The 22,702-nt window shown below is 67.2% G+C and carries 24 protein-coding genes and 3 tRNA genes; 16 read left to right on the top strand and 11 right to left on the bottom strand.

The features are described from left to right. Positions 1-58: 58 nt before the first annotated feature. Positions 59-466 (bottom strand): hypothetical protein, encoded by a 408-nt coding sequence (locus IU476_RS19200; protein WP_195101913.1) that lies wholly within the window; start codon positions 464-466, stop codon positions 59-61. A 246-nt stretch (positions 467-712) separates the two neighbouring features. Here IU476_RS19200 and IU476_RS19195 point away from each other — a divergent pair, with 246 nt between their 5' ends. The 3 genes from IU476_RS19195 (at position 713) to IU476_RS19185 (ending at position 4,308) form a co-directional block, all read left to right on the top strand. Beyond that, positions 713-1,282: a hypothetical protein gene (locus tag IU476_RS19195; protein WP_195101912.1), complete on the top strand. Its 570-nt coding sequence runs from the start codon at positions 713-715 to the stop codon at positions 1,280-1,282. A 1,081-nt stretch (positions 1,283-2,363) separates the two neighbouring features. After that, a tRNA-Ala gene (locus tag IU476_RS19190) sits at positions 2,364-2,436 on the top strand. Positions 2,437-2,865: 429 nt separating this feature from the next. Continuing rightward, entirely contained in the window at positions 2,866-4,308 is a 1,443-nt protein-coding gene (locus IU476_RS19185) for a hypothetical protein (RefSeq protein ID WP_195101911.1), read from the top strand. A gap of 322 nt (positions 4,309-4,630) precedes the next feature. Here the strand turns inward: IU476_RS19185 and IU476_RS19180 are convergent, their stop codons facing one another. Together IU476_RS19180 and imuA' are read right to left on the bottom strand one after the other, a co-directional pair. Continuing rightward, complete coding sequence (locus tag IU476_RS19180; protein WP_195101910.1) at positions 4,631-4,951, bottom strand: hypothetical protein; 321 nt, start codon at positions 4,949-4,951, stop codon at positions 4,631-4,633. A 5-nt stretch (positions 4,952-4,956) separates the two neighbouring features. Beyond that, the gene (gene imuA' / locus IU476_RS19175) at positions 4,957-5,697 is read right to left on the bottom strand and encodes a DnaE2-dependent mutagenesis accessory factor ImuA' (protein ID WP_195101909.1); all 741 of its coding nucleotides are present in this window, start codon (positions 5,695-5,697) and stop codon (positions 4,957-4,959) included. Between the two features lie 113 nt (positions 5,698-5,810). On the opposite strand from imuA', the gene IU476_RS19170 reads away from it, so the two are divergent. Continuing rightward, positions 5,811-6,683 (top strand): hypothetical protein, encoded by an 873-nt coding sequence (locus IU476_RS19170; protein ID WP_195101907.1) that lies wholly within the window; start codon positions 5,811-5,813, stop codon positions 6,681-6,683. A 74-nt stretch (positions 6,684-6,757) separates the two neighbouring features. On the opposite strand, the gene IU476_RS19165 is transcribed toward IU476_RS19170, so the two are convergent. Continuing rightward, positions 6,758-8,137 (bottom strand): MucR family transcriptional regulator, encoded by a 1,380-nt coding sequence (locus IU476_RS19165; protein WP_195101905.1) that lies wholly within the window; start codon positions 8,135-8,137, stop codon positions 6,758-6,760. Positions 8,138-8,716: 579 nt separating this feature from the next. Between IU476_RS19165 and IU476_RS19160 the strand changes: the two genes are divergently transcribed. Continuing rightward, a complete protein-coding gene (locus IU476_RS19160; protein ID WP_195101904.1) occupies positions 8,717-9,436 on the top strand; it encodes a hypothetical protein in 720 nt (239 codons plus the stop codon). A gap of 926 nt (positions 9,437-10,362) precedes the next feature. Next, positions 10,363-10,539, top strand: a complete 177-nt coding sequence (locus IU476_RS19155) for a hypothetical protein (RefSeq protein WP_195101903.1) — start codon at positions 10,363-10,365, stop codon at positions 10,537-10,539. Between the two features lie 378 nt (positions 10,540-10,917). Here the strand turns inward: IU476_RS19155 and IU476_RS19150 are convergent, their stop codons facing one another. Further along, positions 10,918-11,943: a restriction endonuclease gene (locus IU476_RS19150; RefSeq protein ID WP_195101902.1), complete on the bottom strand. Its 1,026-nt coding sequence runs from the start codon at positions 11,941-11,943 to the stop codon at positions 10,918-10,920. Positions 11,944-12,318: 375 nt separating this feature from the next. Between IU476_RS19150 and IU476_RS19145 the strand changes: the two genes are divergently transcribed. From IU476_RS19145 to IU476_RS19140, 3 genes are all read left to right on the top strand, one after another. After that, positions 12,319-12,394: transfer RNA gene (locus IU476_RS19145), tRNA-Ala, on the top strand. A 103-nt stretch (positions 12,395-12,497) separates the two neighbouring features. Beyond that, on the top strand, positions 12,498-12,605 hold the full coding sequence (locus IU476_RS36215; RefSeq protein ID WP_228823831.1) for a DLW-39 family protein: 108 nt from the start codon (positions 12,498-12,500) through the stop codon (positions 12,603-12,605). A 7-nt stretch (positions 12,606-12,612) separates the two neighbouring features. Beyond that, positions 12,613-12,685 (top strand) — tRNA-Ala (locus IU476_RS19140). 12 nt (positions 12,686-12,697) lie between these two features. Here IU476_RS19140 and IU476_RS19135 read toward each other — a convergent pair. From IU476_RS19135 to sigJ, 4 genes are read right to left on the bottom strand one after another with little or no spacing between them, the layout of a single operon-like run. After that, on the bottom strand, positions 12,698-13,498 hold the full coding sequence (locus IU476_RS19135; RefSeq protein ID WP_195101901.1) for a transglutaminase-like domain-containing protein: 801 nt from the start codon (positions 13,496-13,498) through the stop codon (positions 12,698-12,700). A gap of 4 nt (positions 13,499-13,502) precedes the next feature. Further along, positions 13,503-14,111 (bottom strand): TetR/AcrR family transcriptional regulator, encoded by a 609-nt coding sequence (locus tag IU476_RS19130; RefSeq protein ID WP_195101900.1) that lies wholly within the window; start codon positions 14,109-14,111, stop codon positions 13,503-13,505. Between the two features lie 9 nt (positions 14,112-14,120). Further along, the gene (locus IU476_RS19125) at positions 14,121-14,546 is read right to left on the bottom strand and encodes a VOC family protein (RefSeq protein ID WP_195101899.1); all 426 of its coding nucleotides are present in this window, start codon (positions 14,544-14,546) and stop codon (positions 14,121-14,123) included. A gap of 40 nt (positions 14,547-14,586) precedes the next feature. Beyond that, complete coding sequence (sigJ, locus tag IU476_RS19120) at positions 14,587-15,432, bottom strand: RNA polymerase sigma factor SigJ (RefSeq protein WP_195101897.1); 846 nt, start codon at positions 15,430-15,432, stop codon at positions 14,587-14,589. Positions 15,433-15,534: 102 nt separating this feature from the next. On the opposite strand from sigJ, the gene IU476_RS19115 reads away from it, so the two are divergent. Next, a complete protein-coding gene (locus IU476_RS19115; RefSeq protein WP_195101896.1) occupies positions 15,535-15,942 on the top strand; it encodes a nuclear transport factor 2 family protein in 408 nt (135 codons plus the stop codon). A 20-nt stretch (positions 15,943-15,962) separates the two neighbouring features. On the opposite strand, the gene IU476_RS19110 is transcribed toward IU476_RS19115, so the two are convergent. Next, positions 15,963-16,814: an NAD(P)H-binding protein gene (locus IU476_RS19110; protein WP_195101895.1), complete on the bottom strand. Its 852-nt coding sequence runs from the start codon at positions 16,812-16,814 to the stop codon at positions 15,963-15,965. A 142-nt stretch (positions 16,815-16,956) separates the two neighbouring features. On the opposite strand from IU476_RS19110, the gene IU476_RS19105 reads away from it, so the two are divergent. The 6 genes from IU476_RS19105 (at position 16,957) to IU476_RS19080 (ending at position 22,245) form a co-directional block, all read left to right on the top strand. Then, the gene (locus tag IU476_RS19105; protein WP_195101894.1) at positions 16,957-17,958 is read left to right on the top strand and encodes an adenylate/guanylate cyclase domain-containing protein; all 1,002 of its coding nucleotides are present in this window, start codon (positions 16,957-16,959) and stop codon (positions 17,956-17,958) included. Positions 17,959-18,631: 673 nt separating this feature from the next. Next, positions 18,632-19,651, top strand: coding sequence for an ATP-binding cassette domain-containing protein (locus tag IU476_RS19100; RefSeq protein WP_195101893.1), 1,020 nt, complete (start codon positions 18,632-18,634; stop codon positions 19,649-19,651). Continuing rightward, positions 19,648-20,496, top strand: a complete 849-nt coding sequence (locus IU476_RS19095) for an ABC transporter permease (protein WP_195101892.1) — start codon at positions 19,648-19,650, stop codon at positions 20,494-20,496. The genes IU476_RS19100 and IU476_RS19095 overlap by 4 nt, the downstream gene beginning before the upstream one ends. Positions 20,497-20,563: 67 nt before the next feature. Then, a complete protein-coding gene (locus tag IU476_RS19090) occupies positions 20,564-20,761 on the top strand; it encodes a hypothetical protein (protein WP_195101891.1) in 198 nt (65 codons plus the stop codon). 70 nt (positions 20,762-20,831) lie between these two features. Beyond that, complete coding sequence (locus tag IU476_RS19085; protein WP_324194124.1) at positions 20,832-21,359, top strand: peptidylprolyl isomerase; 528 nt, start codon at positions 20,832-20,834, stop codon at positions 21,357-21,359. Positions 21,360-21,375: 16 nt separating this feature from the next. Continuing rightward, positions 21,376-22,245, top strand: a complete 870-nt coding sequence (locus IU476_RS19080; RefSeq protein ID WP_195101887.1) for a rhomboid family intramembrane serine protease — start codon at positions 21,376-21,378, stop codon at positions 22,243-22,245. 1 nt (position 22,246) lies between these two features. On the opposite strand, the gene IU476_RS19075 is transcribed toward IU476_RS19080, so the two are convergent. Then, positions 22,247-22,699 (bottom strand): PH domain-containing protein, encoded by a 453-nt coding sequence (locus tag IU476_RS19075; protein ID WP_195101885.1) that lies wholly within the window; start codon positions 22,697-22,699, stop codon positions 22,247-22,249. Between the last annotated feature and the right edge of the window lie 3 nt (positions 22,700-22,702).

Below are 22,702 nucleotides of genomic sequence, written 5' to 3'. Positions count from 1 at the left end.
GACATGTCAGCAACCTTCCTGTGAGACAACACGGTTCACGAAAGCGAGTGTGAGCGCGTCAGCGCGATCGCAGCTGGGACAGCGCCCAGCGGCACATGGTGTGGACGCGCCCGGCGAGCAGGTCGGCCGCGCGGATGACCGTCGCCGACGGTTGAGCTGGCGCAACGGCCGGTGTGAAACGGGGCGGGTGGGCGAGCCGGCCACAGTCCCGCCATGACTGCCAGCAGCGGTCGATCGAGCGCACCGGGTAGCCAGGTGCCGCGAGGTGCTCGGCGTAGTGGACCGCCCAGGCTTCGGCGAACTGCGTCGCTTGATCGGAATCGGCCGCATCCGGGCCGATCGCGTCCTGCCACCCCCAGACGTATCCCTCCGCTCGCGCGTACGCCTCGGCGACCGGAGCACCGAATTGTGCGCGGACCCGGTGGAACTCATCCCAGATGTCGGCCGGAGAAGCATGTGCAGGCATGACAGACCTCCTTGTCGTGGTTGGAAGGCCCCACCTCGCATGGCGGGCGCGTGTGAGCGAGACGAAAGCCGCTGCACGTGGGGTCAAAGGACAGACAGACGAGCTACCGGCGGCGCCGTCCCGTGCGCTTCAGTCCGGCTGGTGTGCGCGGCTGAAATCACAGGCCGTTCGGGCACCGATGTCGGCCCCGTATCCTGGAGGCGCGAGGGACCTGACCGGTTGACACACCCAGTCAGGAGAACCGTCATGGAAAAGAAGCGCAGGCCTCGTGCGGGCCGTAGTGCCGGCCGCTCGCCAGAAGTCGTCGCCCGCCTTGAACGGCTACGCCAGCAAACAGTCGACCGCAGAGCGGTAGCCCGCGAGAAAGAAAAAACCGTGACCAGCGCAGTGCGCAGCTACATCAGCGCCTGGCACGCCATCACGCTCATCGAGCAACGCCGTGACCGTGAAATCTCTGCTCTCCGTCAACAAATCGACGACGCTGCTGCCCGCGCCGCGGCCGAAATCGGCGAATTCCAGCGCGCCCAGGCCGACACCGCCGCGACCATTCAGACCGCAGGCCACAGTGACTCCGAGATCGCCGAACTCCTGGAGATCACGCCCAAACAGGTACGCCAACTGCTCGTTACTGCCCGAAACGCCGGGCAACTCGACGGCCACCAGGGTGACGAGCGTACGAACCGACCCACCGCACACGCAGTACCGCAGCCGATCCCACTTCATCAGTCCGCCGCATCCACCAAAGACTCCACCGACGCGAGCCCCATGGTGCCTAGGGAATCCGGCAAGGATGACAAGCCGACGGAGCGCGGCTGACACGGGGAGGATTGCTGCGAGCGCGTTCGGGAGCGGCTGCGGTCACGCAGTCCGGAAGTACCGGCTGAAGCCACCGATATTCCATACGACCCACTGAAATTCGCTGGGAGAGAATGGTTGCCGTGCGGACACACCCGGCGCTGGGGACTCCGGCCAGAAACAGATCCCGCAGCGGTGGCAGTAACAACCACCACCCCACGCCGCGTACGCCGCACTGCGGCCACGCAGAACGCGGGTGTTGCGACGAGAACGCCGCGCGGCAACCACGAACGCAATCAATGATGGCGTAGCAACGAATACGGTGAAGACCAACGCGGCAAGAACAGCTCCGGCGATCGACGCGAAGGAAGCCGGTGGCGTAGCGATTCGGTCAGCCACGGCTCGGACGGAAACAGCAGCCATACCGATCGCCGGTACGGACATTAGCGCCCCGAACAACAGAAGACGTCGAGTCGGAGCCGTACTGGGGACAGGGGCTGTCGTCTGGGCAAGATCGGTCGTGCTGGTCCGTTCGACGACGGCGGTCCCCACGACGGGGATCAGGCCAGCGGAGGACATACCTATCCCGGTGTAGAAGTCGGTCCCGGTAACGGTGGACACACCGGTGGCACGCAGGGCAGGAACACGCTGAACCCAGTCCACCTGCCCACACGTGGGACAAGAGGTGTCGACCATCCGTGCATCCCCTCCGTGCGCAGTCTTCCCGCGACGCCATCCCCTGCTGCCGGCGAGCGCCGGTGCGGTCCGACGATGTTCGGGCGTAAGACCTTTCCATGGAACCCCACCACCGGGAAAATGTCGAGCAGATTGCTGGCCAGGCGGGCTCGGAAAGGCCGCGGGTCGCACCATGATTCGGGTCCTTTCGCGCTGAGGTGACGAAGTAGTCTCCGGGCGGGCCGCTGGATTTGTGGCACGCCCGTGAACCGACAGCAGTGGATGATGAGGGGTAAGGGGGCTTGCAGTGGTGGCGCTGGCTGCGATGCCTGGGCCGATGGTGCGCAGCGTCGGTCTCTCAGCGTTTTGACCGGGCCGACACGCAGGCGGTACCGTTGCTGAGCTGCCTGAAGGGCGGCCGTGGCTCGGGGCCTTAGCTCAATTGGCAGAGCACTGCCTTTGCAAGGCAGGGGTTAGGGGTTCGATTCCCCTAGGCTCCACCCACCGAAGTAGCCGCAGGTCATCGTTCTGCGGCTACTTCGCTGTGTGGCATTGCGCGAACACGTTGCGTGGTTGACCTTGGGGTGGCCGTGTCGTGCAGTCTCCAAGGTTGGCGGCGACCTGGCTTCTGTGGATCCCGATGACGCACAACGGGCTCAAGATCATTGCGGAGTTGTTACGAGATCTGCTGCGTGACCACCCCAACCTGGCCGACTGTCCGGTGCGCCTCGGTGCACGTGGCTGGAACAACCGGCTGTGGCGACTCGGGGAGGACTTCGCTGTCCGATTGCCGTGGGCGACCGATTCTGTGGAGGCGCTGTTACGCAAGCAATACACCCGGCTTCCCGCTCTCGCTCCGTGCCTTTCGATACCGGTCCCCGGTTCCACTGCGCTTCGGTGAGCCCTCCAACCGGTTTTCACAGCTGTGGATGCGCCCGCAGCAACCTCGACTGCCGACCGAACAGATCCAGGCGGTACGGTTCGGCATGATTTCGGATTCCCCAATCGCCATACCGGTTCTGGCTGTTCGCGTCGGCGATACGATCTTCAAAGATCGCGAGACAAAGCCGCTGACAGTAGACGAGATCGACTGGGTTCTTGAGCACGAGCACGGCCCCGTCGCTCGGTTCATCGGTGTGCCAGAGGGCAGTGTGCGGCGGAGATGGGTGTATCGGCTGTCGGGAGTCATCGGATGCTTCAACGCGCCAAATGACGAAGCCCTGGAGCAAAGAGAACCGACGCTCCGCAGCGTCGATTTGATAGATGGCGACTCGTCTCGCGGAGTTGTGTCGCAGTATGAAATCGCTGCAAAGGACCTGACCGGCGACCACCTGGGACTCTTCATCGCCGCCCATTCGGATGACGGCAAGTTCAATGTCCCGGCGCAGATCATCCAAATTCACCAGATTCCTAACCGTGCAACACGCCCCGGCGCAGTCGTCAAGGTGAGAATTGGGGAAACTCCCAGTCAACCGGCCCGTGTTGATGGCGGGTTGTATCCGCCGGATCAGGTCTTCGAGATCATTGAGCTGTACCAAGAGGGTGACCCGAAATACCGTCACCCGCGCTGTTACGCGAATACCCGTGGGGGCTGCTCAGCCACAATCTCGGGTGAGCACTACGTATCCCACGGGTTGATCAAACTGTTCACCTTCGATGACCCGAACGCCACGATCCAGCACAATCACGGGGCGGGGATTGTGCGCCCCGTCAAGCCTAAGAAGTTTGTCGCCAATGTGCTCTGCACCAGCCACAACCACGGACTTCACCCTGCGGATGACGCGGCTATCAGCTTTGCTCGGTTCCTTCGGGACATAGCGCTTGAGTGGCGCTGCGGGGCGGGTGATTGGGGAGATGAGGCCGAGGTGCATATCTCGGGCGACGATTTCCAGAGGTGGGTCTTGAAGCTCCTGCTGAACCATGCAGCCGCGAACGCTTTCACAGGAAACGGCGGCCGCGTGTCTACGCCGATACCCCCGGAGGCAGTGGATATCTTGCTTGGCCGTGCAGAGTGGCCGGCGACATGGGGAATGTGCGTGGCAAGCCGAGTGGACAGCCCCCTCATTTTCGACCCCTTCAGTAACCCGGAACCGATACTTTCCGACTGGTGGTCTGCGCAGCCGTTCTTGGCCAACCGGACCAATGCGATTCGCGGAGGTACGGTTCGCCTGGCTGGCGCTGAATTCGGGATCACTCTGTTCAATCAAGGCCGGGAACTAGAGGAGTTCAACGCGCCTGAGAATCCAATTCGGGGGTCGATTCAACGTCCTGGTTTTATGCGCTGGGAGTTTGAAGGAGTCGGCAAGACGGTTCGCTTCTCGTGGGAGGACCCCTGGGAGCACAAGACCATCACCTACGCGATGCGGCGCTGATCTGTCGGCAGGTGAGCCCCGTGGTTGGCGCGACGGCGCGGTCGTCCGTGTAGCCGGGCCTGTGTGACCGCCGAGTATGCTTCGTGGCCACGACATAGCTTCGACATGCTCGTGTCGTAGCGGCTCCGCTGTGTTGGCCCCTCGCGCGGTCCTTACTGTGTCCCAGCCGTCGTTCGCTTGCCGACCGGCACGATCCGGATCACCGGGCCTTCGACCGTCAGCGGGTTCGGGTTGTGGCACGTTAGGCCCACAAATACCAGGTCGGGACCATGTCCGATAGCGAGTCGGTCGGCTGGTCGGCGGCTCCGACCGACTTTCTCACTCAGTTCGGTGGTGGAAGCCGGACGGCGTCCCAGGGCACCCATTGCCGGAACGTTGCTTCCTGCCGGTGGTTGCGGGTGCGCAAATCGACAGCGATTTCGGCATACCAGCACGGCTCGATGACCCGCAGTAGCAGCCATGCGTATTGGAGTGCGGGCATCCAGTCCGTAGTGGGGTTGCCTTCGAAGCTGCGGGCCATGCACCCGATCGAGGGTTTGTCGCGGCTGCGAGTGCGTGGAGGCACCCAGATCCGCGTCGTGTCCACCAGCACTGGTCTGGGACGGGCCAGTCGGCGTAACGCACCGAGTTCGTCGTCGCCCATCCGCGTCAGCCCGCTCTCGTCAGCCGCCGTACCACGGCCGCCGGCTCGCCCGCTGGTGTGGTCCAACGGCTGTGGTTGTCCTCGCCTGCCAGCACCAGCTGTGATGTTCTGGGTCGCAGATTGCGACCGGATACGCGGACGTCAAGGCGTATTTCGCGGACTCGCCCCGTCCCGTGGCCGATGCCGGTATAGCCGGCGACGCGGGCTTCGATGTCCATGTCTGGGCGGAGACCGGCGACGGCGCCCGTGATGATCAGCACTCCACGTTGGCTGCGAACCTTCGACATAACAGTCCGCCCGCGTGCGGGCGGCACCGCGAGGCGGCCGACGTCGAGCACCGTGACCGGCACGCCATCGGCGAGGATGGACGCGATCTCCAGCGGGTCCCCGGAGCTCGGGTCGATGACCGCCAAGCGATCCAGATCCCCGCCCAATTCGGCGACCGCGAGCAAGCCGAGGCGCGCCCCGCCGATCACAGCGGCGAAATGGCCACCACTGGTCGCGGCGGCGAGCAGACCGGGCAGCAGCCCCTGGTGGCGGCAGGCCACGATGCTGCCGCGAGCCAGCCCGCCCTGAGGAAGGATCTCACCCAGCCCGCCAGAGATGCTGATCACGTCGGCGGCAGGCACGTGGGCGTCCTCGACTGCGCCCACGCGCCCCGAGATGGCTGCCATCCGCTGGCGCAGCGCAGAGAGCTGCTGGTCGCGCGGAAGAACGGCCAGCTCCTCCGCACGTATATCGAACATAGTTGCGAATGATACGACATCGACAGCGCTCAGGGAGTGGGAGCGATCCGCTCGGTACCAGGTAGCGTGAAATTTGCCCTCTTGCAAGGTGCAGGCGACAGACGGAAGTGCCGATGCACACGCTGTGCGGGTTGCGTGGAACGAGCGCGGTGATGAACAAGCAAAACAACGTGACCCAATTACCGACACGACTCGATGCGGCCGAGCGCCGCGCGATCGAACGCGCCCAGACGGCGGCGCGGAGCTTCCTGCACGCGCGGCGGCAGTTGGACGAACAACTGGCGCGGATCGGCAGGGCGATCGAGGACAGCGCGGTCGACCGTATGAACGACGAAGACGCGACCGCGGTGCTGCGCGAGTTCGCCGAAGCGCAAGCCAGCTTCCTCCGCTTGATCGCAAGCGTCGCCATCGGACACGAGGTCGTCGACGGGGCGAAGTTGAGTGCCTCGATCGCGGAAATCCCCGACCGTGGGGTCCGGCCACCGACAGAACCCGGGAGATCGGCTTCGAGCCGGTTCGCGGTGATAGACGAGCGGTTGTCGAGTGTGGCGGAGCTGGCCGAATTGGGAGCGGATTCGATCGTGATCCAGGCTCAGGTGGAGAGCGCCGACCGGCCGCGACCGTATCAGCGTGGGGACGACGGAAACTGGTACGGCTACGGGGCCGCCGGCGGGATCACTTCCCAGGCCCTGTGGAGACGTGGGGATGAACTGATTGTCGCCCTGCGCAGCGACCGCCCGGTAACCGCAGGAGCCAGCCAACGCGATCGAGTAGCGTCGGAAGCGGCATACCGCGGCTGGAGTGGCCGTGAGAGTCGACGCCGTAAACTGACTTTCCAGCGCGACGGAGTGGCGATCGATGTGTGGTTCGCTTCCGCGAAGAACACGGTGACCAAGGCTCTGCGGACTGCGCCGGATGGGACGCCGAATCCGGCGGGTCCGGTCGGACAGTTCGGCACCGTACTGCGATGGCTCGCCGAGGAATGATGGCGGCGGCGAAGCGTAGATGACGCTGCGGCTGGCTCGGTTCGTCGATGTGGCGTCTTTGACGACGTGCGTGTTCAGGTACTGCCGCTGCGGCGTTGATGGCGGTTGTGTTTGGCGGTGAGGGCGGCGAGTCGGCGGCGGCACGGTTCCGAGCAGGTCTTGCGGGTGATGCCGGTGCGTCGGTTGACCCATTGCGCGCCGCAGAACGCGCAGGTGTGAACGGTGCGCCGACTCCCGGCGGCGAGCTGCTCACGGCCCGCGCGACTGCGCCGCGCCGACCGATACACAGGATGTGCCCCACTGGCCGAAGCGAGTTGGGTGCCGTCCAAGGGCGGTCGCAGCGCGGCGGGGGTTCGTGCCTGAGCGCCCCGGGCTTGCTTGCCGCGGGTGGCACGGGCGAGTAGCGGCTGGCCGAGGGGCAGGCCATGGCGGATCTTGAAGTCGCGCACGGAGATGCCGTGTCGGCGAGCGACATGTGCGGCCAGACCCTTCAGCCGGGCACCGCACTCGTGGCACAGCACCGTCTCGCCGTCATCATCGAGAATCCCGAATCGGCCGTAACCGTCAGCGTCACCGTAGCCGAGCAGATCACGCTCGTCCGACCCGATCGGCCACGCCAACACGGACCGTTTCGCGAGTTCTTCGGTGAAGGGTGTCGCGTCGCAGGGCGGGGCGGCGAGGGCGGGCACGTGGGTGGAGCGGCTACGTGGCCCGTGTTCGGCGGCCGCGGTAAGCAACTCGCGCAACGCCTGGTCGAGGTGGTGCGTGCGATCGGGCACCGATAGCGCGTCGAACCAGGCGGTGGACCGCATCCGGTTCGCGCGCATGAACGGTGGCAGATAGTCCAGCACGACAGCGATCTTCAACAACAACAGCGGGCCGTCGTGCATAGTCCGCGCCCCGGCCGCCAGCACCGGCGCCACCCCCGCCGCGACTGCGGCAGGGTTCTGAAGGCCAGCGTGGGCAGCGTCGACCGCGAAGCGGACCACCAGATCCGGGTTCGTCCGCCGCAGGATCAGATCGCGCAGGGTGCGTTCGACGGTCGTGACGGTCATGTCGTGGACGACGGTGATCTCCTTGGTACGAATGTCGCGGCAGCGGTGCACGATCTTGTCGTCGCGGTACTCCCGCGACACCGTCTCACAAGCCACGAACTCTGGGACCGTCGGCTCGGGCCCGAGACCGTACAGGTGGACCGCTGACAGCAACCCGACGGAGGCGCGGACACTCGGCCCGGAAAGCCGGTCGGCCACAGTGGTTTTGCGGTCGAGGATCAGCCACGCCACCCGCGTGCGCCGGTGCGGATCGTCCCGGGCCGGGTTCAGCCGATAGACCCCGCGACCGTGCCGAGTCCAGGGGCCGCCGGGCCCGGCCAGCCGTTTGAGCATCTGCGTCGGTGCACCCAGCGCACGCACCTGCCCTGTCGTGAACAGATCATGCTGCGCGCTGGCCAAGTCCTCCACCTTCGCGCGCCACTGAGCCCACGCTGTCACTGCAATCGTCCCCCGGCGAATCCATTGCTCCCCTAAGCAAGACCGTCACCTTACCCGGAATCGACGCCGGACGGGCCCGCGCGCGCGGAGATGGCCCTGTCGTGCTGCCGAACGAGCCGGGCGACAGCGACGTCGGCCTCGCACCCGGGGATGGTCCCGTCTCCAAATCGAGCGTTCCGCCCCGGCTTGCCGGACGCCAGTTTGGTCTTGCTCGCTGCGATCGGTCGAAAACGGCAGGAAACGGGGGCGCAGTCGGGTTCTGAGTAACGGTGCCAGCATCCTGGAGATCCAACGTAGAGATGCGCCGCAGCTGAATTACTATTCCGCGTAACGAGCGGGGATGTGGTATGGGGAGGTCCCATGGAAGCGGAGTCCGCATCAGGCGATGACCAAGGGCCAGAGCAGCCTTCGGTAGAGGGGTTGTGGACTCGCCTTATCGGTCGTCGCGAGGCTGCACCTGACCGACCAGACACACTCAGCCGGTCCGTCGGGGAGGTCAAAGCGCGCCGGTGGGCAGTTGTTTGGTACACGACTGGCTTAATGGTCCTGGCGCTCACGGCGGTTGCGATGTCCGAGTCGCTTCTGCCCTCCCGCCGATGGTTCTGGCTCGCGGTCGGGGCTTCGAGCTTTTGCCTCATCGCGTTCACTTGGAACTGGTTCGGTGCGACGGTTCGTCGCGCGGAGGCGCGGGAAGCCCAGGCTCAGGGAGCTCTCGATACAGCGCTGGCGGAGATCAAGAGCGAGCACGATCTATTGGGCTTAATGCAAGCCAACCGGAAGCAGATGGATGCCTATGACGCTCAAGCGAGGTCGCAGGGCGTTACCTCGCACTGGATCAGCGTCGGCGCGATGGTGGTTGGCCTGGTGATTGTGGGCACCGGCCTTACCATCACTGTGTTGGCTGACACTTCGGCGGCGAAGTATTCTGCGGCGATCGTCGCAGCGGTTGGAACTGCGACGGGCGGCTACATCGCTCAGACGTTCATCAGGTTGAATTCTTCGATTCAGGACCAGGTGCGGTACTACTTCGAGCAGCCGCTGGTACAGAGCTACCTCCTGATGGCAGAACGGTTTATAGCGCAGATGCCTCCCGAGGAGCGCACCGCGCAGTATCAGCTGCTAGTAGAGTCTGCGTTGGCTCAGGCGGCTTCGGCACGCCAACAGCAAGGGGGCCCAGACAGGGCGATAAGGCGACGGGTCCCAAGAAGGAGTGAAGGAGTTCCGAAGCCTACGAGACGTAAGATCGTGCGGTCCCGCTAATCTGTCGACGGTATGGTTCGGGGCCTAGCGGTGGCGGGATAGAGCCGAGCAGCTCAGCGGCGGTGCGGCATTCAGTGGTCAGTCGCGACGCTGGGCTATTGCTCTGAGCGGCAATCTAGCTACGGAAAGAAGCAGCGAGGGCGGCGTGTCGGCACAAATGTGCTTGCTTCGCCCCAGGATTGCAGTGGACCGCCCAGCCGCAGCAGCAGCACGGTGTCGTGGTTCCGCGACACCTGGCCCGAACCCACCAAATCAGGAATCATCGGCAACGCGTCCGCCGCGCCTGGGCCCAGGGCGTACGCGCGGGGATGCTCCCGCGCCGAGGACGAATTCGCGGCCGCCTATGGCGTCGGCCCCGCACGCGGGGATGCTCCCAGACCGAGGACACAGTCCTCGATCGCGTCGAGGCGGAACTGGTATTCCTGCCGACCTACTCGAGCTGGGTGAACCGCCGGCCGGACCATCCCCGCGTGTACGGGGCCGACCCGCCGTTGGCCAGGGCGCAGCCGTAGCCGCACGGAGCATCCCCGCGCGCGCACGGGGCCGAAACACCACCTCCACCGGCAGCATCGCCGCCGGTGGAGGCGCCGATCAAATCGACACCCGATCACTGACACGAACTACCTGGACACGGCACTAGCGACCAGAGCATCCGCCTTGGCCTTGCGCGGCACCCGGACGTCGGAGATGGGGACGTCGCACCACTTCGTAGGAATAAGCGATATCGCTTATTCCTACTATAAAAATTACGACCATCGCTGCGGAGTGTCACGATATATACGGTCGGCGAGAAGCGACCGGATCTTCGTACGTTTTTTCAGCGAGATTTCTGAAACTGTATTGACATCCGGATCTTCATGCGGCTTCATAGTTGTTGACCCCGACCCCACATTCTCAGCTTAATCCGCCGCTCAAAGGAGGGGTGGATGGATAATCTGAGAGGAGACTTGGTGGTCACCATTGCTCTGCTAGTCACAGTCTGTTTTGTCTGCTACCTCGCGTTGTGCGCGGTGGTAGTCATCCGAACCGGCAGCACCTATGGCCTTTGTCACGTCGCGCAAGCCATCTACGGCCTGCGCAAGGCGCTGCGCTTCCCTGTGTAGGCGAGGAAGGCCGGGTCGGCGAATCTTGTTTCGGACGCCGGAGGGACCGCTTACAGGAGAGTCCCTCCGGATCTTCGGTGTCCGGTCATGCGGGAGGGGCGCTGGGACGATCCTGCGCGGGGCCGAGTCGAATCGTTCGATGGGCGCGACCGTGATCCAAAGACCATCCGCGCGCGGGGGCCGAATTCTCGCGAACTTGATCCGGTACCGGTTGTGGGAACCGTTCCTGCGCGCGGAGATCGTCGCTACTTTGGAGATATAGGACGACACCGCGAAAGTCGGCCTGCACGCGCGGGGACCGTCCTTCGGGGCCTGGCGCGAGCGGCTGCGGATCACGTCGCCGGCCCGTACGTGCGGGGTTACGTCGGATGGTTCGGCTCAGCTCGCCATAACTGGCGGAGAAATCTGTAGCACGTCATACAGTGAATCTCCCCAGCATGCCCAGGCGCGCATAGCTTTCCCGTCCATAAGGTGGATGGCTTGACCGTCGGCGAATTTGATTCCCTCGGTGGTGAAGTGCCGGTTAGTGGCGAGGATGACGATGTCGGCACCGTGAACTGGACGCGCGGTTCCGTTCAGTTCACGCAGGTATCGCGGTGCGATCGACCCGGACTGGCGGACTTTGCACTGCACGGCGACTCGCCGCCCGTCGGATATCGAGGCGATGACATCGACTCCTTGATCGCACTGCCCGCCACCGTCTCTGATGATCGTGAGCCCGTCTCGCCGCAGCGTTCGAGCGACGAGGTCCTCGAACTCCCACCAATCCGCATGATGAATAAAATCTTCGCGCACGCTTGCCTTGGACGCCAGAAAGGCTGATCGGCGCCGATCGACCTGCGAGAGGGCGGCGGCCTCGGCGCACGTCGCTTTCCAACTGCGCACCACCGTATTGAACGCTCGGTCGGCGGAATCGCCATGCCGACAAACGCGCTCTGCGGGCGACTCGGTCCGGACCGACGTGTCGAAATGTGCGACGAGATCTCGACCGAGCCGATCTTGGAGCGCAGAAAACTCCTCCTGAATCAGTCCGAGCGCCTCGGCCATGATGGACCGCTGATGGCGGCACTGTTCGATGTGGCCTTGCATCAGCGCCGCGAATTCGTCTCGGGTGCAGCGCCATTGGTCGGCGGAGGATGCTACGGAATCGAGGCGCTTGTCCTGTTTCGCGATGTGTTCGTCGAGTTCGGAGATGTCGTCCTGAACGTTCTCCATTACCTGGCGCGCAGCGGTCCCTTCGGCGTGCCATAGCTGGCAAGCCAGCAGAGCATCCACGTCGGTCTGGCCGATGACCTGGCCGACGAACCTCCTGAGATCACGGTCGTTGTAGCGCACAGGCCGCGCCCTGCGAGGAGCGAGCACGAGCTTCCGCGTGTCGACGGATGCGGCATCGGAGATGATCACGGGCGCGAACCATATACGAGACCTATGACACACCCACCCGCGTGCCCGGCGTGCCCGGGATGGTCTCAGGTCCGACCTGCCACCTTACGAGGACTCCCTGTCGGCCTTGCTGCGCGGGATTGGCATCGAAGCGCTGCAGGCCACGCGAGTGATGACGGTGTCATCAGCCGCGTGGTAAAGTACGGTCGCGAGACGTCCTGAACCGATCTGAAATGTCACTTGCGGCCTTACGGTGACCAGGCAGCAAGGCGATGACCAGCTAGTTCACGTGGGACTGTGGCGAGGTTCAAGTCCTCCTAGACCCACTTCCCGGACATCGCAGTCGGGTGGATTCCCGAGAATTCTCCGCACCACCCACCGCACTGTTTTCTCCCAGGGGCCATAGCTCAATTGGCAGAGCACTGCCTTTGCAAGGCAGGGGTTAGGGGTTCGATTCCCCTTGGCTCCACCAGTACAACCCATTCACCGGAATCGCTCCGGAATTCGTGAATCATGGTGGCGCAGGCGAGGTCCGCGCACCCGGCGGGCGTTCGACTTCCAGTAGGCTGGTGCCCATGAAACTTCTCCTCACATTCGGTGTCGTGGTCGCGGTGGTCTTCGCTGTCAGCAAGTTCCGTAAGGGCAACGAGGCGGATACGTGGCACGAGGTGACGACGCGCTAGGTCGTCCGGGGCCTTAGCTCAATTGGCAGAGCACTGCCTTTGCAAGGCAGGGGTTAGGGGTTCGATTCCCCTAGGCTCCACCGCCGCCCGGTTCAGGTGATCGAGACCGGCCGGGCGAAGTCGTCGAGGGGAAGCGGGCCGTCCGCGCGAGCGTCCACCGACAGCTCCGTGATGGTGACGGCGCCGCCGTGATTGTCGAGGAAGGCGATGTCGGAGGCGTCGCGTCCGGTCGCGATGCGGACCAGGCCGGTGCGCGGCGCGAGCCGGGACGGGTCGAACGCCCGCCAGCCGCCGTGCGTGTAAGCCTCTGCGACGCAATGGAAGTCCATCGGCGTGCAGCCCGGCGCGTACACCGACGCCACCCGGGCCGGCACGCCGGTCGCTCGCAGCAACGCCACCAGGAGATGCGCGTAGTCGCGGCACACCCCGGTGCCGGACAGCAGGGTCGCCACCGCACCGTCGCCGGGATCGCCGCCCGCGGCGTAGCGCACCCGGCGGGCGACCCAGTCGGAGATCCGCGCCGGGAAGTCGGGATCGCCGGTGGCGTAACCGAATTCGGTGGCGGCGTAGCCGAGCAGCCGATCGGATTCGGCGAATCGGCTGGGGCGCAGGTACAGCGCGCGGTCGTAGTCCGTGGCGGGCTCGGGGTATGCGCAGCCCAGTATCGTCGCGCGGTAGCGGGCGCGCAGAGTGCCTGCGGGGCAGTCGAATACGTGGATGCGGGTGCCGTGCGACCCGGTCACCTCGCGCGCGGGCAGCCGCGCGCCGTCGAGGGTGAACTCGAGTGCTTCGTGCACCTCGACGCCCGGCTGCCGCGCGACGGCGAGCTGGAATTCCAGCACGGTCGGTGCGTGGACTGCGACGTCCAGGCGAGCCGAGACGTCGCGTTTCATCTTCCTATTGTGGTCCCGGCCGCGCCGCCGTGTGGGCGGCGACCGGCGGGCGTGTCCATATCTTGTTCAGCACGGTGTCGACGGTCTGCTCGGCGAGCCGATCGGTGAGCGGCAGGTGGCCGAACAGGACGCGGTAGTACAGGGGAGCGGCCAGCGCGTCGAGGACGAAATCCAGGTCGACACCGGGATCGATCTCGCCTCGCTCGATCGCGGAACGTAGTGCCGCGGCGGTGGTTTCGCGGCGCGGATCGAACACGCGACGCCGGAAGTCCGCGGCCAGTTCGGCATCCGACGCCAGGTCGGCCACCAGGGCGGGCAGCGCGCGCCCGAGTGTGGTCCCGGACAGCGCGCGGACCAGCGTCGTCATGCCCGCGACGAGATCGCGGCGCAGGTCACCGGTGTCGGGGGTCGGTGTCACGCCCAGGCGGTCGGCCACCGCGTCGACGACCAGGTGTCGTTTCGACGGCCAGCGCCGGTAGACGGCGGGCCGGTGCACGCCGGCCGCGGCCGCCACCGCGCCCATGGTGAGCCGCTGATACCCGACCTCGCTCAGCACGTCGACGGCGGCCGTGAGGATCGCGTCGTCGAGCCGGGCGTCACGGGTGCGAACCATGCGCCGACTCTAGAAGACCGGGCGCGGTACCAGCACGACCCGCCAGCCGTCCGGGTCCTCGAAGGTCAGCGCGCCGACGCCGGCCCAGTACGGGTTCTCCGCCTCGACCGGTTCGTGCCCGGCCGCGGCCAGCCGCTCGACCGCCTCGTACATCTGCGCGTCGCCTTGGAAGTAGAGGACGAGCAGATTGTCCGCGGTCGGCGCGGGGCACGGGCTGCCGTCCACGTGCGAGGTGAATTCCAGGTGATACCGCGTGCCCGGCAGTCCGAGCATCACGCCGTCGTAGCCGGCGTGCCGCTCGAAGCGGTACAGCACGGGCAGCCCGAGGACCTCGCTGTAGAACGCCTCGACCTCGGCGAGTTTGTCGGTCGGCCGGGCCACGCGCACCTGGGCCACGGCGAGTCCGGTCGGCCAGTGCGCCGTTGCGGTTGTCATGTTCTTAACGGTACACAATGTACCGATATGGTGCCAGGTGCTACCCGACGGCAGTCAGCTTGTCGGGATTGAGGATCAGCCGGATCGCGCGAATCCGGTCGTCGGCGTCGACGTCCAGCGACAGCACCGCGTAGATCCCGGCGTCGGTCAGCAGCACCGCGCCCGGGCCGCCGTTGATCGAGATGGTCCGCCGCCGCAGTCCCGCGGGCCAGGCCCAGGTGACCGAACACAGGTAGCCCGCAACGGTATTCAGGCCGGACAACGACTCGCGCGGTGTCTCCGAGCGGCCGTCGGCGTCGGCGCAGAAGACCACGTCCGGGGCGAGCAGCCGGGTCAGCGCGGTGAGATCGCCGCCGGCCGCGGCGGTCAGGAAACGGTCGGTGAGTTCACGGTGCTCGTGCGGGCTGGGCCGGTACCGCGGCCGCCGGGCCTCGACGTGCCGGCGGGCCCGGTAGCCGAGTTGGCGGGTGGCCCGCTCGGTGCGGTCGAGCAGCGCGGCGATCTCGGCGTGCGCGAAACCGAACACCTCGTGCAGCACGAAGACGACGCGTTCGGCGGGGTCCAGCGCCTCCAGCACCACCAGCAGCGCCATCGAAACCGATTCGGCCAGTTCGCCGTTCGTCTCCGGTCCGGTGAGCAGAGGCTCGGGCAGCCACGGCCCGAGGTAGGTCTCGCGCCGGGTCTTCGCCTTGCGCAGCTGATCGATGGCCAGGTGGGAGACCAGCCGGAACAGGTAGGCGCGCGGCTGCGTCACGGTGTCGTGGTCGACCTCGCGCCAGCGCAGCCACGCCTCCTGCAGCACGTCCTCGGCGTCGGCGCGGCTGCCCAGCATGCGGTAGGCCGCCGCGAACAGCTCGCTGCGGTGGTGTTCGAATTCCACGCTCATATCCGTATCGACGTTTCCGATCCCCGGCGCGTCACGCGCGTGACGCCGATGCCCCGGGATTCGTCTGCCTGGCGTAACCCGAACGGAGAGGACCCGATTCCCATGACCGTCGACCGCATCTCCCGCGCCGAGGCCAACCGGCACGTGGTGGGGCAGCTCTACCGCCGCCTCGCCGCCGGCGACCTGGACGGCGCCTTCGCGCTCGTGCACGAGGACTTCGTGACGCACAATCCGCGCGTGCCGCACGACCCGGCGAAAAGTACCGGCAAGCAGGCGTTCCGAGACTTCTTCGGCACCCCGGCCGGGCGGGCGCTGGCGACGGCGACGCAGGAGGTGGTGCGCGTGGTGGCGGACGAAGACCTTGTCGCCGTACACATCCGGCTGCTGTCGGGCGACGCCGAGACCGCGGCGGTCGACCTGCTGCGCGTGCGGGACGGGCTGATCGCCGAGCACTGGGACGTGGTGCAGCCGGTGCCCGACCGGCTGCCCCATCCGCACGGAATGTTCTGAGCCGCAGCGTTTCCGGTGTCTCAGGCGGTGCCGGAGTGGTCCGGCACCGCCCACGCGCCGGTGGCGGCGGTGGCGCGGGCGTAGTCGGCGAAATCCCGCGGCGCGCGGCCGAGGAGTTGCCGCACCCCGTCCGTGGTCGCCGAGTTGCGGCCGTCCAGCACGGTGCCGAACAGGTAGTCGAGCAGGCTGATCTCCTCCGCGGGCACCTGGTAGCCGGTGAGGGCGGCGACGAAGTCGGCGCGGCCGATCGGGACGTAGGCGATGTCCCGGCCGGTCGCGCGGGCGATCTCGGCGACCGCCTCGCCGAAGGTCAGCGCCCGGGGGCCGGTCAGTTCGTAGGTCGCGCCGATGTGCCGGTCGTCGGTGAGCGCGGCGACGGCCGCCGCCGCGATGTCCTCGGCGTCGATGAACGGTTCGGGCACCGCACCGGCGGGCAGCGCCACCTCCCCGGCCAGGACGAAGTCGGCGAAGCCGCCCTCGCTGAAGTTCTGCGCGAACCAGCTGCACCGCAGAATCGTCGCCGCCAACCCGGACTCCAGCACGATCCGCTCGCACTCGGCCGCCTCGGGTTCGCCGCGTCCGGACAGCAGCACCACCCGCCGCACGCCGTGGCGGCGGGCGGCGGCGGACAGCGCGTGGATGGCCTCCGGGGCGCCGGGCGCGGCGAGATCCGGCTGGTAGGCGATGTACACGGCGGCCACGCCGTCGAGCGCCGCCGCCCAGGTGTCGCGGTCGTTCCAGTCGAAAGGCGGTTGCGCCGAACGTGATCCGAGCCGGACCGGAATATCCCGCGCCCGCAGCTGCGCGGCCACGCGACTGCCTGTCTTGCCGGTGCCGCCGAGAACCAGGATTGTGTTGTTCGAATTCGTCATGGTTCGAGTACATCGTCGATCGGCTGGACGGAACATGGCCGAGGAGCGCGCGAACATTCGCGAGCGTCTGCGCCGGGCGGCTCGGCTGTGACTCGTCACTACGGCGGTCGTGCGTGTCCGAGCGGCCCCGTAAGGTCGAGACATGGCCTCCGCGGACTTGTCGAAACTGGTGCAGTCGGTCGTCGAGCCGTATCTGCTGGACGGGCCGCGCCGGTACACCCGCGAGGACGTCTCGCGGCAGTCCGGGGTGCCGCCGGAGTTGACGCGCCGGCTGTGGATCTCGCTCGGCTTCCCCGCCAATCCGGACGACGACGCGATCGAATACACCGACGCGGATGTGGAGGCGGTCAACAACTTTCAGAGCCTGGCCGCCCTGACCGCGACCGATCTGCGGCAGCAGTCGGGGGCCGCGCGCACGCTGGGCCAGTCCATGGCGCGGCTGGCGGAGTGGCAGGTCGATCTGGTCGCGGAGGAGATCGTGGACCGGATCCGGGCCATCACCGCGGCCGACCCGGACGCCGACGAGGTCGCCGTCGCGCAGGAGGCGACCGAGGAGGTCGTGTCGACGCTGCAACAGTTGCAGGCCTACGCCTGGCGGCGGCATCTGGCCGCGGCGCTGGCCCGGTCGCTGGACGGCGCGGGCGGCGGCGACACGCTGCGCGAACTGGCCGTGGGATTCGCCGACATGGTCGGTTACACCCGGCTGACCAGGCACCTCGATCCCGATGAGCTGACGCGGCTGCTGGAGTCGTTCGAGACGATCACCACCGACGCGATCACCGCGCACGGCGGCTGGGTGATCAAGAACGTCGGCGACGAGGTGATGTTCGCGGCGGAGTCGGCCGTGGTGGGCGCGCGCATCGCGCTGGCCGTCCAGGAGGCGACGCTGTCCGCGGGCACCACGCCGGACCTGCGGGTCGGGCTGGCCTACGGCGAGGTGCTGCAACGCTTCGGCGACCTGTACGGATCGGTGGTGAACACCGCGGCCCGGCTGACCGGTGTGGCGCGCCCGGGCACCGTTCTCATCGACGACGGGGCGGCCGCGCAGCTGAGCGGTGAGCCGGGTTTCGCGCTGCGGCACCTGCGCAGCGTGCGGGTGCGCGGCATCAATCGGCTGCGATCGCATGTGCTGCGGCGGGCCTGATCCGACCGCGAAACCACCTCGGAAATTAGGAGCGGGCCTCGGCGAAGGGGGGGAGTTAGCCGAGGCCCGCGTAGGGTCGGCCCGGGGGGGAGGGGCCGACGTGAACGATCCTACGCGACGATCCGTGATTGTGTGTGTATGAGGGCTGCCACTTTCGGAAAGTTTTTGCCCGGTGGGGGTGCGGGGTCGTTCGGGTAGGTCGCGCGGTAGCTGTCGCGTGCTCCCCGGATGGGTCCGAAAAGCTTGCGGGACAACGTGTTACGCGAGCTGGGAAGCGGCTGTGAAACCATCGGATCGGGCGCTCCGCCCGGCGTCCGGCACCGCCGTACCCGCCCGATTAGGGGGCGACGTTCCGGATTGCCGGGATTCCCGGCGTGTCATGCGGAAGGCGTCGAACCGGAGTGAGTATCCGCGCCGCGGGCGGAACGAGTAGTGCACTACTCGCGATCCGCGGCGGCGCCTGGGCGACGATCTAATCGGCCGCATCCCGCCGGCACCCCCGAGCACCGCCGGATTCCCGGGATGCGGCCTCTGCCGTCCGGCCACGGGCCGGACCGCGTGCCGGTGCAGGGGGCACGGTCTTAATCGAATGAACTTGTCGGTGCCGTCGGCAATACTGGGCCTCAGTGTCGCTCAGGTCACTGCACAATCCATTACGAACGGCAGGAGCATCATGCCCGACGCCATCATCGCCGAGGGTCTGGTCAAGAAGTACGGGAAGCTGACCGCTCTCGACGGACTCGATCTCACCGTCCCGGAAGGTACGGTCACGGCGCTACTCGGTCCGAACGGCGCCGGCAAGACCACCACGGTCCGGGTGCTGACCACACTGCTCATCCCGGACGCCGGCCGCGCCACCGTCGCCGGCATCGATGTCCTGCGCGAGCCGCAGCGGCTGCGCGCGCACATCGGCGCCTCCGGCCAGTACGCGGCCGTCGACGAATATCTCACCGGCTTCGAGAATCTGGAGATGGTCGGGCGGCTGTACCACATGGGCGTGCAGCGCAGCAAGGACCGCGCCCGCGAGCTGCTGGAGCGCTTCCGGCTCAGCGACGCGGCGGACCGCCCGGTCAAGGGTTATTCCGGCGGTATGCGCCGCCGGCTGGATCTGGCGGGCGCCCTGGTCGCCAACCCGCCCGTCCTGTTCCTCGACGAGCCGACCACGGGCCTGGACCCGCGCGCCCGCCTGGATCTGTGGGATGTCATCGAGGAGCTGGTGGCCGGCGGCACCACGCTGCTGCTGACCACGCAGTACATGGAGGAGGCGGACCGGCTGGCCGATGCCATCGCGGTCATCGACCACGGCAAGGTCATCGCCCGCGGCACCGCCGACGAACTCAAGACCATGGTCGGCGGCGACCGCATCGAACTGACCGTCGACCACGCCGACAGCCTGGCGGTCGCACAGCAGGCCCTGGCCGCGCTCGCGGTCGGCGAGATCCATCTCGAACCTGGGTTGCGGCGCATCACCGTGCCCGTCAGCGAGGGCTCGCAGGCGCTCGTCGACGCCATCGGCCGGCTGGCCGAGCACCGGGTCCAGATTCACGACGTCGGCCTGCGGCGCCCCTCGCTCGACGACGTCTTCCTGACCCTGACCGGCCACGAGGCCGAGGAACTGAGCAACGGGAACGGCCGGTCCGAGGGCGAGGACGCCGCCGGCCGTGTCGACGCGACGGAAGGAAGAGCCAGATGAGCACGGCCGCGGCGGTCGCCGATCAGCCCACGCTCGGACAACGCCTGTCCATGGTCGTCAGCGACAGCCTGACGATCACCAAACGCAACGTCATCAAGATCAGGCGCGTCCCCGACGTGCTGATCTTCTCGACGCTGTCGCCGATCATGTTCGTGCTGCTGTTCGCCTACATCTTCGGCACGGCGATCGAGGTGCCGGGCCTTCCGGGCGGCTACCGCGAATTCCTGATCGCCGGCATCTTCGCGCAGACGTCGGTCTTCGGCGCCACGTTCACCGGCCTGAGCCTGGCCGAGGACATGCAGAAGGGCATCATCGACCGGTTCCGCTCCCTACCGATGGCGCCGGTGGCCGTGCTGATCGGCCGCACCGCCGCCGACGTGGTGATCAACGTGGTCAGCCTGGTCGTGATGTCGCTGACCGGCCTGCTCGTCGGCTGGCGGATCCGCGGATCGCTGCTCGACGCGGTGCTGGCCTACGTGCTGCTGTTGCTGTTCGCCTACGCCATCTCCTGGATCATGGCCGTGGTCGGCCTGGTCGTGCGGGCGCCCGAGGTGTTCAACAACGCCAGCTTCATGGTCATCTTCCCGCTCACGTTCCTCGCCAATACCTTTGTGCCGCTGGACAAGCTGCCCACCCCGCTGCGGGTGTTCGCCGAGTGGAATCCGGTGTCGGCGGTCACCCAGGCCACCCGCGACCTGTTCGGCAACACCGGCCCGGCGGTGCCGACACCGGACGCCTGGCCGATGCAGCACCCGGTGGCGACGACGCTGATCTGGGTGGTCGCGATCCTGGCGGTGTTCGTGCCGCTGGCCGTGCGCCAGTTCCAGCGCTCGGTCAGTCGCTGAGCCGCGGCGGCGACCACTGTGACCAGCCTTTGCTGCACGCAAGGTGCTGCTGTGCCACAGTGGTCGCATGCAGTTGGGGAGCTCTCGGAAGTCCGGCCGGTTGCGCAACCGGCTCATCGTCGCCGCCCTCGTCGGATTCGCGGGCAGCGCCGCCTGGCTGGCGGCCCGCCGTCGCCCGCAACTGCCCGAGCCGGCCCCGGAACCGCCGCGGCTGGGCTACTCGACCAACGGCTCCGCGCCGGAGGAAGCCGCCCGCTTGCCCTGACCGGCACCGGCGCGGCCCGAAGACAGTGGGATACAACTCGATTCGCCGCCTGCATGGCACGATGTTCGGCGTGACCTCACCGAATCAGACCGCCGTGGCCACGCTGCACACCAATCACGGCGACATCAAGATCTCGCTCTTCGGTAACCATGCCCCGAAAACGGTGCGCAACTTCGTCGGTCTCGTCGACGGCTCGGCGCCGTACACGACGAAGAACGCGAGCGGTGGCACGTCCGGCCCGTTCTACGACGGCTGCACCTTCCACCGGGTGATGGAGGGTTTCATGATTCAGGGCGGCGACCCGACCGGCACCGGCCGCGGTGGCCCGGGGTACGAGTTCGGCGACGAGTTCCACCCGGAACTGCGCTTCGATCGCGCCTACCTGCTGGCGATGGCCAACGCCGGGCCGGGCACCAACGGGTCGCAGTTCTTCATCACCCTCGCCCCGCAGCCGCATCTCAACCGCCGCCACACCATCTTCGGCGAGGTGGTGGACCCGGACTCGCGCAAGGTCGTCGACGCCATCGGCACCACCGCGACCGACCGCAACGACCGTCCGAAGGACCCGGTGGTCGTCTCCTCCATCACCATCGACTGAATCTCGACGGAGTTTCGTGAATCCCCAGCCGCCCGCACCGACCTGCTACCGCCACCCCGATCGGGCCACCGGCCTGGCATGCACCCGGTGCGGCCGGTCGGCCTGCCCGGAATGCCTGCGCCCAGCCTCGGTCGGCCAGCACTGCGTGGACTGCCTGCGGCAGGGGCAGGCGGACGTGCGCCCGGTGCGGACCGTGGCGGGCGCGCCCGCCGTGCAGCGCGCGACGCCGTATGTGACCTATCTGCTGATCGCCCTGAACGTCGCGATCTTCGCGATCACCGCGGCCCAGGCGAACAGCGTCGCCGACAATCAGCGTTCGCGGCTGTTCCACGACTGGGTGCTGGCGCCCCCGGCGGTGGCCGACGGGCAGTGGGTCCGGGTGCTCGGCGCGGGATTCCTGCACTACGGACCGATTCACCTGCTGGTCAACATGTTCGCGCTGTACATCCTCGGGCGCGACTGCGAGATGGTGCTCGGTCGGCTGCGGTTCGTCACGGTCTACCTGGCCTCGCTGCTGGGCGGGTCGGCCGCGGTGATGTGGCTGGCCCAGGACACCGCGACGGCGGGGGCGTCCGGCGCGATCTACGGCCTGTTCGGGGCGATGACGGTAATTCTGCTGCGGCTGCGGCAGAGCCCGGTGCAGATGCTGGTGCTTATCGCGGTGAACGTGCTGATCAGCGTGTCGCTGCCGGGAATCTCGCTGTGGGGTCATCTCGGCGGGCTCGCCGCGGGCACGCTCGCCACGGCCGGCATCCTCTTCCTGCCGCAGTGGCTGCGGGCGAAGACACCGCAGGCGGCGCGGGGGATCGGGTGGTCGGCGGCGGTCGGCGTCGCCGCGCTCGCGTTGCTGCTCATCGTCGGCGCGGCGATGTCGCTGGCCGCGTGAGTTATTCGCCGCGGGTCAGGCCGTGCACGATCATCGCGTCCAGCACGTCCTGGGGATGGGCGCCCAGATCCCAGCGGCCGAAGATCAGCAGGCGGTCGTGACCGTCGTGCTCGACGTCGAGTTCCAGGTTGGGCACCTTGCGGCCCAGCCGCCGGAAGCCGACCACCCGGGCGCGCAGGATCTTCTCCGGCGGATACACCACCGGGCCGAGCAGGCCGCGCACGATCAGCGCGGGCATCGTGCCCGGGACGACGGTCAGCCGGGGGCGTTGCCGCAGGCCCAGGGCGGTGAGGCCGAGCAGCAGCGCCGCCGCGATCCCGACCAGCAGACGACTCGGCCCGTCACCGGTGAAGATCGCCGCGAGCAGGAGCGCCACCCCGCCGAGCGCGGTCACCGCCAGCGCCGCCGGGGGAGTGGACCAGGTGAGGCGGGACGTCGAGTCGGGTACGGTCACGGT

It is taken from the genome of Nocardia blacklockiae, from assembly GCF_015477355.1.
Taxonomy (GTDB): domain Bacteria; phylum Actinomycetota; class Actinomycetes; order Mycobacteriales; family Mycobacteriaceae; genus Nocardia; species Nocardia blacklockiae.
The sequence above is the reverse complement of the archived record's forward strand: the minus strand, read 5'-3'. Positions and strand labels throughout refer to the sequence as shown.

What these genes read in the sequence shown, in the direction of transcription:
- IU476_RS19130 (WP_195101900.1), bottom strand. Translation starts at nt 14,111, where the DNA reads ATGGTTCGCACCCGTGACGCCCGGCTCGACGACGCGATCCTCACGGCC.
- IU476_RS19110 (WP_195101895.1), bottom strand. Translation starts at nt 16,814, where the DNA reads ATGACGAATTCGAACAACACAATCCTGGTTCTCGGCGGCACCGGCAAG.
- IU476_RS19195 (WP_195101912.1), top strand. Translation starts at nt 713, where the DNA reads ATGGAAAAGAAGCGCAGGCCTCGTGCGGGCCGTAGTGCCGGCCGCTCG.
- IU476_RS19100 (WP_195101893.1), top strand. Translation starts at nt 18,632, where the DNA reads ATGCCCGACGCCATCATCGCCGAGGGTCTGGTCAAGAAGTACGGGAAG.
- IU476_RS19090 (WP_195101891.1), top strand. Translation starts at nt 20,564, where the DNA reads ATGCAGTTGGGGAGCTCTCGGAAGTCCGGCCGGTTGCGCAACCGGCTC.
- IU476_RS19155 (WP_195101903.1), top strand. Translation starts at nt 10,363, where the DNA reads ATGGATAATCTGAGAGGAGACTTGGTGGTCACCATTGCTCTGCTAGTC.
- IU476_RS19125 (WP_195101899.1), bottom strand. Translation starts at nt 14,546, where the DNA reads ATGACAACCGCAACGGCGCACTGGCCGACCGGACTCGCCGTGGCCCAG.
- IU476_RS19185 (WP_195101911.1), top strand. Translation starts at nt 2,866, where the DNA reads ATGCGCCCGCAGCAACCTCGACTGCCGACCGAACAGATCCAGGCGGTA.
- IU476_RS19135 (WP_195101901.1), bottom strand. Translation starts at nt 13,498, where the DNA reads ATGAAACGCGACGTCTCGGCTCGCCTGGACGTCGCAGTCCACGCACCG.
- IU476_RS19105 (WP_195101894.1), top strand. Translation starts at nt 16,957, where the DNA reads ATGGCCTCCGCGGACTTGTCGAAACTGGTGCAGTCGGTCGTCGAGCCG.
- IU476_RS19180 (WP_195101910.1), bottom strand. Translation starts at nt 4,951, where the DNA reads ATGGGCGACGACGAACTCGGTGCGTTACGCCGACTGGCCCGTCCCAGA.
- sigJ (WP_195101897.1), bottom strand. Translation starts at nt 15,432, where the DNA reads ATGAGCGTGGAATTCGAACACCACCGCAGCGAGCTGTTCGCGGCGGCC.
- IU476_RS36215 (WP_228823831.1), top strand. Translation starts at nt 12,498, where the DNA reads ATGAAACTTCTCCTCACATTCGGTGTCGTGGTCGCGGTGGTCTTCGCT.
- IU476_RS19170 (WP_195101907.1), top strand. Translation starts at nt 5,811, where the DNA reads ATGCACACGCTGTGCGGGTTGCGTGGAACGAGCGCGGTGATGAACAAG.
- IU476_RS19115 (WP_195101896.1), top strand. Translation starts at nt 15,535, where the DNA reads ATGACCGTCGACCGCATCTCCCGCGCCGAGGCCAACCGGCACGTGGTG.
- IU476_RS19095 (WP_195101892.1), top strand. Translation starts at nt 19,648, where the DNA reads ATGAGCACGGCCGCGGCGGTCGCCGATCAGCCCACGCTCGGACAACGC.
- IU476_RS19160 (WP_195101904.1), top strand. Translation starts at nt 8,717, where the DNA reads ATGGTCCTGGCGCTCACGGCGGTTGCGATGTCCGAGTCGCTTCTGCCC.
- imuA' (WP_195101909.1), bottom strand. Translation starts at nt 5,697, where the DNA reads ATGTTCGATATACGTGCGGAGGAGCTGGCCGTTCTTCCGCGCGACCAG.
- IU476_RS19200 (WP_195101913.1), bottom strand. Translation starts at nt 466, where the DNA reads ATGCCTGCACATGCTTCTCCGGCCGACATCTGGGATGAGTTCCACCGG.